Source organism: Rhodococcus sp. NPDC076796 (assembly GCF_040702765.1).
Lineage (GTDB): Bacteria > Actinomycetota > Actinomycetes > Mycobacteriales > Mycobacteriaceae > Rhodococcoides.
Window position 1 is genome coordinate 192,928 of the sequence record NZ_JBFBMS010000008.1, and the last position, 8,296, is coordinate 201,223.

An 8,296-nucleotide genomic window follows, 5' to 3' on the forward strand; every position below is an offset into this window, starting at 1 on the left:
AGCGACCGGATTCAGCCCCCGACGTTCGGTCCGTCCCGACACGACAAGGGATAGAAGATGAGTTCATCTCCCCCAGCAGCATCCGACGACAACGCCGCCTCCAAGACGAGACGGCAGCGTAAGACGCGCCGACGCATCACCGGTGCGCTCGTTCTGATGATGGGCCTTCTGAGCGCAGGATTCCTCGCTTCGGCTCTGACGCCGACTCCGCAGGTCGCGACCGCCGATACCGATTCGGCAGCGCTGATCCGCGAGGGCAAGCAGCTCTACGACACGTCCTGCGTCACGTGCCACGGTGCCAACCTGCAGGGTGTTCAGGATCGCGGACCGAGCCTCATCGGCGTCGGCGAAGCGGCCGTGTACTTCCAGGTGTCGAGTGGTCGTATGCCTGCCGTTCGCAACGAGGCACAGGCGATCCGCAAGCCACCGAAGTTCGACGACAAGCAGATCGACGCCCTCGGTGCCTATATCCAGGCCAACGGTGGCGGACCGACGGTGCTCCTCGACGAGAACGGCGAGATCGCTCAGGAGTCGCTGCGCGGCAACGACATCGGACGCGGAAGCGAGTTGTTCCGTCTCAACTGCGCCTCCTGCCACAACTTCACCGGCCTCGGCGGAGCTCTCTCCTCGGGCAAGTTCGCACCCCCGCTCGGACCCGCGAACGAGCAGGAGATCTACACCGCGATGGTCACCGGTCCGCAGAACATGCCGAAGTTCTCCGATCGCCAGCTGACGCTGGAAGAGAAGTCGGACATCATCGCCTACATCAAGTCGTCCACCGAGACGCTGCCCGCAGGCGGTTGGAGCATCGGCGGATTCGGTCCCGGTACCGAGATGATCGCTATCTGGACGGTCGGCATCATCGCCGTCGTCGGAGCAACTTTGTGGATCGGAGCTAGATCATGACCGACGGCGATTCCGGCCGTAAGGACGCGAACAACGACGACGAAGCCGGACGCAAGGACGCACCCGGCGCCGAGGGCGTGAACGCGGACAAGAAGTACACCGACGAGGAACTCGCCGCGCTCAGCCGCGACGACCTGGTCAAACTCGGCACCAACCTCGACGGTGTCGACGTCGCTTTCCGCCGTAACCGTTGGGCTGTGGAAGGTACTCGCGCCGAGAAGCGTGCCGAGCGCAGCGTCGCGATCTGGTTCGCGATCGCCGGCCTCGCCGCAGTCGCTTTCATCGGCATCTACCTGTTCTGGCCGTGGCAGTACGCCGGTATCGGCGAAGAGAACTACATCGCGTACTCGCTGTACACCCCGCTCATCGGCGGAACGATGGGCCTGGCGATCCTCGCCGTCGGTATCGGTGCGGTGCAGTTCACCAAGAAGTTCATCCCCGAAGAGGTCTCCATCCAGGACCGTCACGACGGCGGTTCGTCGGAGACGGACCGCAAGACGCTCGTGGCGCAGCTCGGCGACTCCCTCGACACGTCGACCATCGGTCGTCGCAAGGTGATCAAGCGCTCGCTCTACTTCGGCGGCGGCGCGCTGGGCATCATGGCACTGCTTCCCCTCGGCGGACTGATCAAGAACCCCTGGGCCAAGGGCGAAGATTCGCCGTTGTGGGTATCCGGTTGGACTCCTCGCTACGATGGAGAGACCATCTACCTCCGACGAGACACCGGGCGACCGGAAGATGTCGTTCTCGTTCGGCCCGAGGACTTGGACGCTGGTGCCATGGAGACCGTATTCCCGTTCCGTGAAGCGGACCGCGAGAGCGAGCACGATCTGCTCGTTTCTCTGCGTGGAATTCGTAACTCGGTCATGCTCATCCGCCTTCGCTCGGACGACGCCAGCACGGTCGTCAAACGCAAGGGCCAGGAAAGCTTCAATTACGGCGATTACTTCGCCTACTCCAAGATCTGCACGCACCTGGGTTGCCCGACATCGTTGTACGAGCAGCAGACCAACCGAATTCTGTGCCCTTGCCACCAGTCGCAGTTCAACGCGCTCGAGTACGGCAAGCCGATCTTCGGACCGGCTGCGCGTGCGCTGCCCCAACTTCCCATCACTGTCAACGAAGAGGGATTCCTCGTCGCTTCGGGAGACTTCACCGAAGCACTGGGACCCGCCTTCTGGGAACGTCGTCCGGAGCGTGACTCATGAGTACATTGCAAACCCTCGCCGCCAAGCAGGCCGACGGCGTAGACAGTCGCTATCACCTGGCACCTGGACTGCGACGCCAGATCAACAAGGTGTTCCCCACCCACTGGTCGTTCCTGCTCGGTGAGATCGCGCTGTACAGCTTCGTCATCCTGCTGATCTCGGGCGTGTTCCTCACCCTGTTCTTCGATCCGTCGCTCAGCGAGGTCGTGTACGAAGGTGCGTACACCCCGCTCAACGGCGTGACGATGTCCAAGGCATACGCGACCGCTCTCGACATCACGTTCGAGGTTCGCGGCGGTCTGTTCATGCGGCAGATTCACCACTGGGCCGCCCTGATGTTCGCGGCCTCGATCATCGTGCACATGATGCGCATCTTCTTCACCGGCGCGTTCCGTCGCCCGCGTGAGGCCAACTGGGTCATCGGCTGCCTGCTGCTCATCCTCGCGATGTTCGAGGGCTTCTTCGGCTACTCGCTCCCCGACGATCTGCTCTCCGGCACCGGCCTCCGCGCAGCTCTCGGTGGCATCACGATGAGCATCCCGATCATCGGTACGTGGATGCACTGGCTCATCTTCGACGGCGACTTCCCCGGCACGATCATCATCCCGCGCCTGTACGTCGCTCACGTTCTTCTTCTACCGGCCATCATTCTGGCGCTGATCGCAGCCCACCTGGCCCTGGTCTGGTACCAGAAGCACACCCAGTTCCCCGGACCCGGCCGCACAGAGCAGAACGTCGTCGGCGTTCGTATTCTCCCGGTCTTCGCAGTCAAGTCCGGTGCCTTCTTCGCCGTCACCTTCGGTGTGCTGGCAGCAATGGGCGGACTGCTTCAGATCAACCCGATCTGGAATCTCGGACCGTACAACCCGTCGCAAGTGTCGGCAGGTGTTCAGCCCGACTTCTATCTGATGTGGACCGACGGTATGGCGCGACTGTGGCCTGCCTGGGAGATATACATCGCCGGCCGCTACACGATCCCAGCAGTGTTCTGGGTGGCCGTGATCATGGGTCTCGTCTTCGCCGTGATGATCGCCTACCCGTGGATCGAGAAGCGTCTCACCGGAGACACTGCGCATCACAACCTGCTGCAGCGTCCCCGCGACGTTCCGGTGCGTACCGCGATCGGCGCGATGGCTCTCACGTTCTACGTGATCCTCACGCTCTCGTGCATCAACGACCTCATCGCGTACAAGTTCGACATCTCGCTCAACGCGATGACGTGGATCGGTCGTATCGGAATTCTCACCATGCCTCCGCTCGCGTACTTCATCGCATACCGATTCTGCATCGGCTTGCAGCGCAGTGACCGGGCAGTTCTCGAGCACGGCATCGAAACCGGAATCATCAAGCGACTCCCGCACGGCCAGTACGTGGAAATCCACCAGCCGCTCGGACCGGTCGACGATCACGGACACCCGATCCCCCTCGATTACCAGGGCGCACCCGTTCCCAAGAAGATGAACAAGCTCGGCTCGGCCGGAAAGCCCGGCTCGGGATCGCTGTTCAGTCCGGATCCGGTGGCACAGAGCAAGGCTCTCGAAGACGCCCTTCACAAGGGCGAACACGAGCAGCTCACGATGCTCCGCAACTACCAGGCGGGCATTCACGGTAATGGCCACGCGAACGGTAACGGTCACTCGAACGGCAACGGCCACTCGAACGGCAACGGCAATGGACTCCACTCGGACGAGGACACTGCAATCGCTTCGGGCCGAAGCGACAACGACAGAGAACGCTGACATCTGACAGAGTCCGAAAAGAGGGCGACACCGGCAACGGTGTCGCCCTCTTTTCTTGTCTACGAACATCATTCCGGGGTCGACCCCTCGCGAACCCTCTGGGGCAGTACGGCTCCACGTGGGCGGGAAGACCTGACGGCCCCTCCCCTCCCCCACCGGCGGATGACCCGCCCGGTGTATCGACCGATCTCGGCTCAGGGGTTCGCGACAACCGGTATTACTATCGGTCTCATGGTCCGTATTCCCCTCACCCCCGGCGAACTCGCCCGAGGTGCCAGGCTCGGCTCTGCTCTCCGTCATGCCCGTGGTGGCCGAACCATGACCGACGTCGCCGATACGGCCGGCATCTCGGTCGAAACTCTGCGGAAGATCGAGACCGGCCGAATTCCGACGCCTGCATTCTTCACCGTCGCCGCGTTGTGCGGTGCGCTGAACATCTCTCTCGATTCGCTTGCCGATTCGACGTCCAGCTCCGTTCGGCCCCACTCGGAGGCCGACGTCTCCTGAGGGCCCCACCTCTCCCGTTCACCTCACAGCGCCGTGAGTCGGCCATTCCGTCGGCCCGTGGTCCATACAGCAGAAAAGGGCCCCGGTCGCTCGTGAGAACGACCGGGGCCCTTTTCGGGTGCAACTGGTGGAGTCAGTGGCGCTCGGCACCTACGTGGTACTCGAAGACCAAACCTGCCGCCGCAACGATGACGCACACGACGCCCAGCGCGATGAGCCACGGCTGGAAGAAGGCGAAGCCGATGGCGGTGACGGCTGCGAAGGCTGCCAGCACGATCGGCCAGAAGCTGCCGGGGCTGAAGAAGCCCAAGTCGCCTGCACCGTCGCTCACCTCGGCGTCGTCGAAGTCCTCGGGACGTGTGTCGAGGCGTCGGGCGACGAACCTGAAGTAGGTACCGATGATCAGTGTCAGACCCACCGACAGGAAGATCGCGGTGACTCCTGCCCACTCCACTCCTGTGCGGCTCAGGCCCGTGAACAACGTGTACACGATGCCGACCAGGAGGAAGAAGACAGTGAGGATTTCGAAGATCTTGGCTTCGATTTTCATATCAGCATGCTTCCTTGGTCAGTTGCCTTCAGCGACAGCGGCTGTTCGGAGGGTGCGGTCGGTCGCGAACGGCGCGGTGCTCGTTGCGAGGGGGCTCTCGCCGATGGCTTCGAGTGCCTGCGCGTTGGTCAGCGCTTCTCCGCCTTCGGACAGGGGCTTGCGAAGCTCGATGTACTGCTCGAACCGCTCCGGAGAGACGGCACGAACCTCGAAGTTCATCATCGAGTGGAAGGTGCCACACATCTCGGTGCACCGTCCGACGAAGGAGCCTTCGCGTTCGATTTCGCTGATCTGGAAGACGTTGTCGGAGTGGTTCTCCTCGGGGTTCGGGAGAACGTCACGCTTGAACAGGAATTCCGGAACCCAGAATCCGTGGATGACGTCCGAGGACGCGAGCACGAACTCGATGCGCTTGCCGGTCGGCAGAACCAGCACCGGGATCTCTTCGCTGGAGCCGACCGTTTCGATCTTGTTGTAGTGCAGGTACGACAGATCCTGCGTGGATGCTCCGTTGATCGGTCCTGGAACGAACTCGCCGTCCTCGCTGCCCTCGGCACCTTCACCCGGGGTGGCGGCGGCCTCGGCGGCAGCCTGCTCTTCCTCGTCGGTGCCCTCGTACTTCGCGGCACCGTCCTTGAGGTCGATGGTCCGGTACCCGAACTTCCAGTTCCACTGGTACGCCGTGACGTCGACCTGGACGTCGGGATCGGCCTGCTTCTCGTCGACGTAGTTCTGCACCACGACGGTGAAGTAGAACAGCACGGCGATGATCACGAACGGAACCGCCGTGTAGAACAGCTCGAGCGGTACGTTGTAGGCCGTCTGGCGGGGGAACTCCGGTGAGCTCTTCTTCTTGCGGTGGAACAGCACCACCCAGAAGATGAGAACCCACACGATGATGCCCATGACCAGGGCTGCAATGACCGACCACGTCCACAGGTCGCCGATGCGTCGCCCCTGAGGGGTGACGCCCGAGGCGAAACCGAAATTGAGTACGTTGTCGCTGCTGATGGAACAGCCCGACAGCATCAACGCGGCTACACCGAGAAATGCTGTCAGCCCCGCTCGCCGAAGGATCCGACTCTGCGCCACGTTCACGCCTTCCTGATTGCCCACCACTGAAGAATAAGGGCTTCCACATGGAGATGCCCGAGTACTACGCAGCGTAGACCAAAGCCGCCGGAGAACCACCCTTGGGTCGTTACCTACGTCCGAGCGTGTCTGCGGCATACTCGGATCCTGATCTACAGTCCCGCTGACGACACTCGCGGAGACCAGGACCCCTGCACTGTCCCCAACTGCGAGAAGAGGTAGCAGACGCTGTGTGTGGACTGCTCGGAGTACTCACGTCTCACGGAACGACCGCCGCCGGAGTCGAACTCGTCGCTTCGGCGACCCATTGCATGCGACACCGCGGTCCGGACGAGCCCGGTGGCACCTGGCATGACGACGACGTCGTCTACGGCTTCAATCGGTTGTCCTTCATCGACATCGAACACTCCCATCAGCCGATGCGTTGGGGTCCGCCCGAGTCCCCGAACCGGTACGCACTCGTCTTCAACGGCGAGATCTACAACTATCTGGAACTGCGTGCCGAACTGGCTCGCGACCACGGTGCCGAGTTCACCACCGAGGGTGACAGCGAGTCGATCGTCGCGGCGTTCCACTACTGGGGCCCTGCTGCAGTACAGCGACTGCGAGGCATGTTCGCATTCGCCGTCTGGGACACCGAGACCCGCGAGATGTTCATCGCCCGCGATCCCTTCGGCATCAAGCCGCTGTTCCTGGCCACCGGGCCTGGCGGCACCGCGTTCGGTAGTGAGAAGAAGAGCGTGCTCGAGCTGATGGAGCTGCTCGGAGTCGACACAGATCTCGACCCGCGCGCCATCGAGCACTACACCGTGCTGCAGTACGTCCCCGAGCCCGAAACCCTGCACGCAGGCGTTCGTCGGCTCGAATCCGGCTGCTATGCCACCCTGTCCCCCGGTACACCGGCGAAGGTCACCCGGTACTTCACACCGAAGTTTCCGGTGCAGCCCTTCGCGCCCGGCAGCGAGAAGGCGCGCTACCAGGAGATCGCCGAGGCACTAGAGGACTCGGTTGCCAAACACATGCGCGCCGACGTCACCGTCGGCTCGTTTCTCTCCGGCGGCATCGATTCGACGGCCATCGCGGCTCTGGCGATTCGTCACAATCCCGACCTGATCACGTTCACCACCGGATTCGAGCGCGAGGGCTACTCCGAGGTCGACGTGGCAGCGGAGTCGGCGGCCGCCATCGGTGCCCGGCACATCGTGAAGGTCGTCGGGCCCGAAGAGTTCGCAGCGTCCATCCCCGAGATCGTCTGGTATCTGGACGATCCTGTGGCCGACCCCGCGTTGGTGCCGCTGTACTTCGTCGCCAAGGAAGCACGCAAGCACGTGAAGGTCGTGCTCTCCGGTGAAGGTGCGGACGAGTTGTTCGGCGGCTACACCATCTACCGCGAACCGCTGTCGTTGAAGCCGTTCGAGTCGCTTCCCGCCTTCCTTCGACGTGCGGCCGGCTCGTTGAGCGAGCGAATCCCGGAGGGCACGCGCGGCAAGAGCCTGCTCAACCGTGGGTCGATGACTCTCGAAGAGCGGTACTACGGCAACGCTCGCAGCTTCAACGACGCGCAGTTGCGTTCGGTGTTGCGCGAGTTCCGATCCGAGTGGACCCATCAGGACGTCACCGCGCCGATCTACGCGCAGTCGCAGGGATGGGATCCGGTGGCTCGTATGCAGCACCTGGATCTGTTCACCTGGTTGCGCGGCGACATTCTGGTCAAGGCAGACAAGATCACCATGGCGAACTCACTCGAGCTGCGAGTCCCGTTCCTGGACTCCGAGGTTTACAAGGTCGCCGAGAAGCTCCCGCTCGAGCAGAAGATCACCAAGAGCACCACCAAGTACGCTCTGCGTCAGGCACTCGAGGGAATCGTTCCCGGTCATGTACTGCATCGCGCCAAGCTGGGATTCCCTGTGCCACTGCGCCATTGGCTGCGTGGCACGGAACTCTTCGACTGGGCGCACCAGCAGATCGCCGATTCGCAGACCGATCACCTGCTGAACAAGGCCGCCGTCGTCGCCATGCTCGACGACCACCGCGCCGGCAAGTCCGATCACAGCCGTCGACTGTGGACGCTGCTGATCTTCATGGTGTGGCACGGGATCTTCGTCGAGAAGCGCATCGTGCCGCAGATCGCCGAACCGGAGTACCCGGTCAACATCTGACCGGTACGCCCGTCTCCCCCGGGATCAATGTGGATTCCAGTTGCACTGGACCCCGTGGGTTGGACCGTTAATAGAAATCCTAGGCCGCGAGGGCCTGCGCTCGGTATCGCACCGGGCTCAGGCCGTCGAGGCGTA

Annotated in this window: 7 protein-coding genes; 5 read left to right on the top strand and 2 right to left on the bottom strand. The window is 62.8% G+C overall.

From position 1 onward, the window contains the following. The first annotated feature begins 57 nt into the window (after positions 1 to 57). From AB0366_RS21705 to AB0366_RS21720, 4 genes are all read left to right on the top strand, one after another. Positions 58 to 906 (top strand): cytochrome c, encoded by an 849-nt coding sequence (locus tag AB0366_RS21705; RefSeq protein ID WP_121869591.1) that lies wholly within the window; start codon positions 58 to 60, stop codon positions 904 to 906. Next, on the top strand, positions 903 to 2,114 hold the full coding sequence (locus tag AB0366_RS21710; RefSeq protein ID WP_366245754.1) for a ubiquinol-cytochrome c reductase iron-sulfur subunit: 1,212 nt from the start codon (positions 903 to 905) through the stop codon (positions 2,112 to 2,114). The genes AB0366_RS21705 and AB0366_RS21710 overlap by 4 nt, the downstream gene beginning before the upstream one ends. Next, on the top strand, positions 2,111 to 3,853 hold the full coding sequence (locus AB0366_RS21715) for a cytochrome bc complex cytochrome b subunit (protein WP_366245756.1): 1,743 nt from the start codon (positions 2,111 to 2,113) through the stop codon (positions 3,851 to 3,853). The genes AB0366_RS21710 and AB0366_RS21715 overlap by 4 nt, the downstream gene beginning before the upstream one ends. A 231-nt stretch (positions 3,854 to 4,084) precedes the next feature. Next, positions 4,085 to 4,360, top strand: coding sequence for a helix-turn-helix transcriptional regulator (locus AB0366_RS21720; RefSeq protein ID WP_121869589.1), 276 nt, complete (start codon positions 4,085 to 4,087; stop codon positions 4,358 to 4,360). A 133-nt stretch (positions 4,361 to 4,493) separates the two neighbouring features. On the opposite strand, the gene AB0366_RS21725 is transcribed toward AB0366_RS21720, so the two are convergent. Beyond that, positions 4,494 to 4,910 (bottom strand): cytochrome c oxidase subunit 4, encoded by a 417-nt coding sequence (locus AB0366_RS21725; protein WP_121869588.1) that lies wholly within the window; start codon positions 4,908 to 4,910, stop codon positions 4,494 to 4,496. Positions 4,911 to 4,928: 18 nt separating this feature from the next. Then, positions 4,929 to 6,008 (bottom strand): cytochrome c oxidase subunit II, encoded by a 1,080-nt coding sequence (locus AB0366_RS21730; RefSeq protein WP_183130390.1) that lies wholly within the window; start codon positions 6,006 to 6,008, stop codon positions 4,929 to 4,931. Positions 6,009 to 6,232: 224 nt separating this feature from the next. On the opposite strand from AB0366_RS21730, the gene asnB reads away from it, so the two are divergent. Further along, positions 6,233 to 8,161, top strand: a complete 1,929-nt coding sequence (asnB, locus tag AB0366_RS21735) for an asparagine synthase (glutamine-hydrolyzing) (protein ID WP_121869587.1) — start codon at positions 6,233 to 6,235, stop codon at positions 8,159 to 8,161. The last annotated feature ends 135 nt before the right edge of the window (positions 8,162 to 8,296 follow it).

Excerpts from the sequence above, each read along its gene's own strand:
- AB0366_RS21715 (WP_366245756.1), top strand. The coding sequence starts at position 2,111 with ATGAGTACATTGCAAACCCTCGCCGCCAAGCAGGCCGACGGCGTAGAC.
- AB0366_RS21725 (WP_121869588.1), bottom strand. The coding sequence starts at position 4,910 with ATGAAAATCGAAGCCAAGATCTTCGAAATCCTCACTGTCTTCTTCCTC.
- AB0366_RS21720 (WP_121869589.1), top strand. The coding sequence starts at position 4,085 with ATGGTCCGTATTCCCCTCACCCCCGGCGAACTCGCCCGAGGTGCCAGG.
- AB0366_RS21710 (WP_366245754.1), top strand. The coding sequence starts at position 903 with ATGACCGACGGCGATTCCGGCCGTAAGGACGCGAACAACGACGACGAA.
- AB0366_RS21705 (WP_121869591.1), top strand. The coding sequence starts at position 58 with ATGAGTTCATCTCCCCCAGCAGCATCCGACGACAACGCCGCCTCCAAG.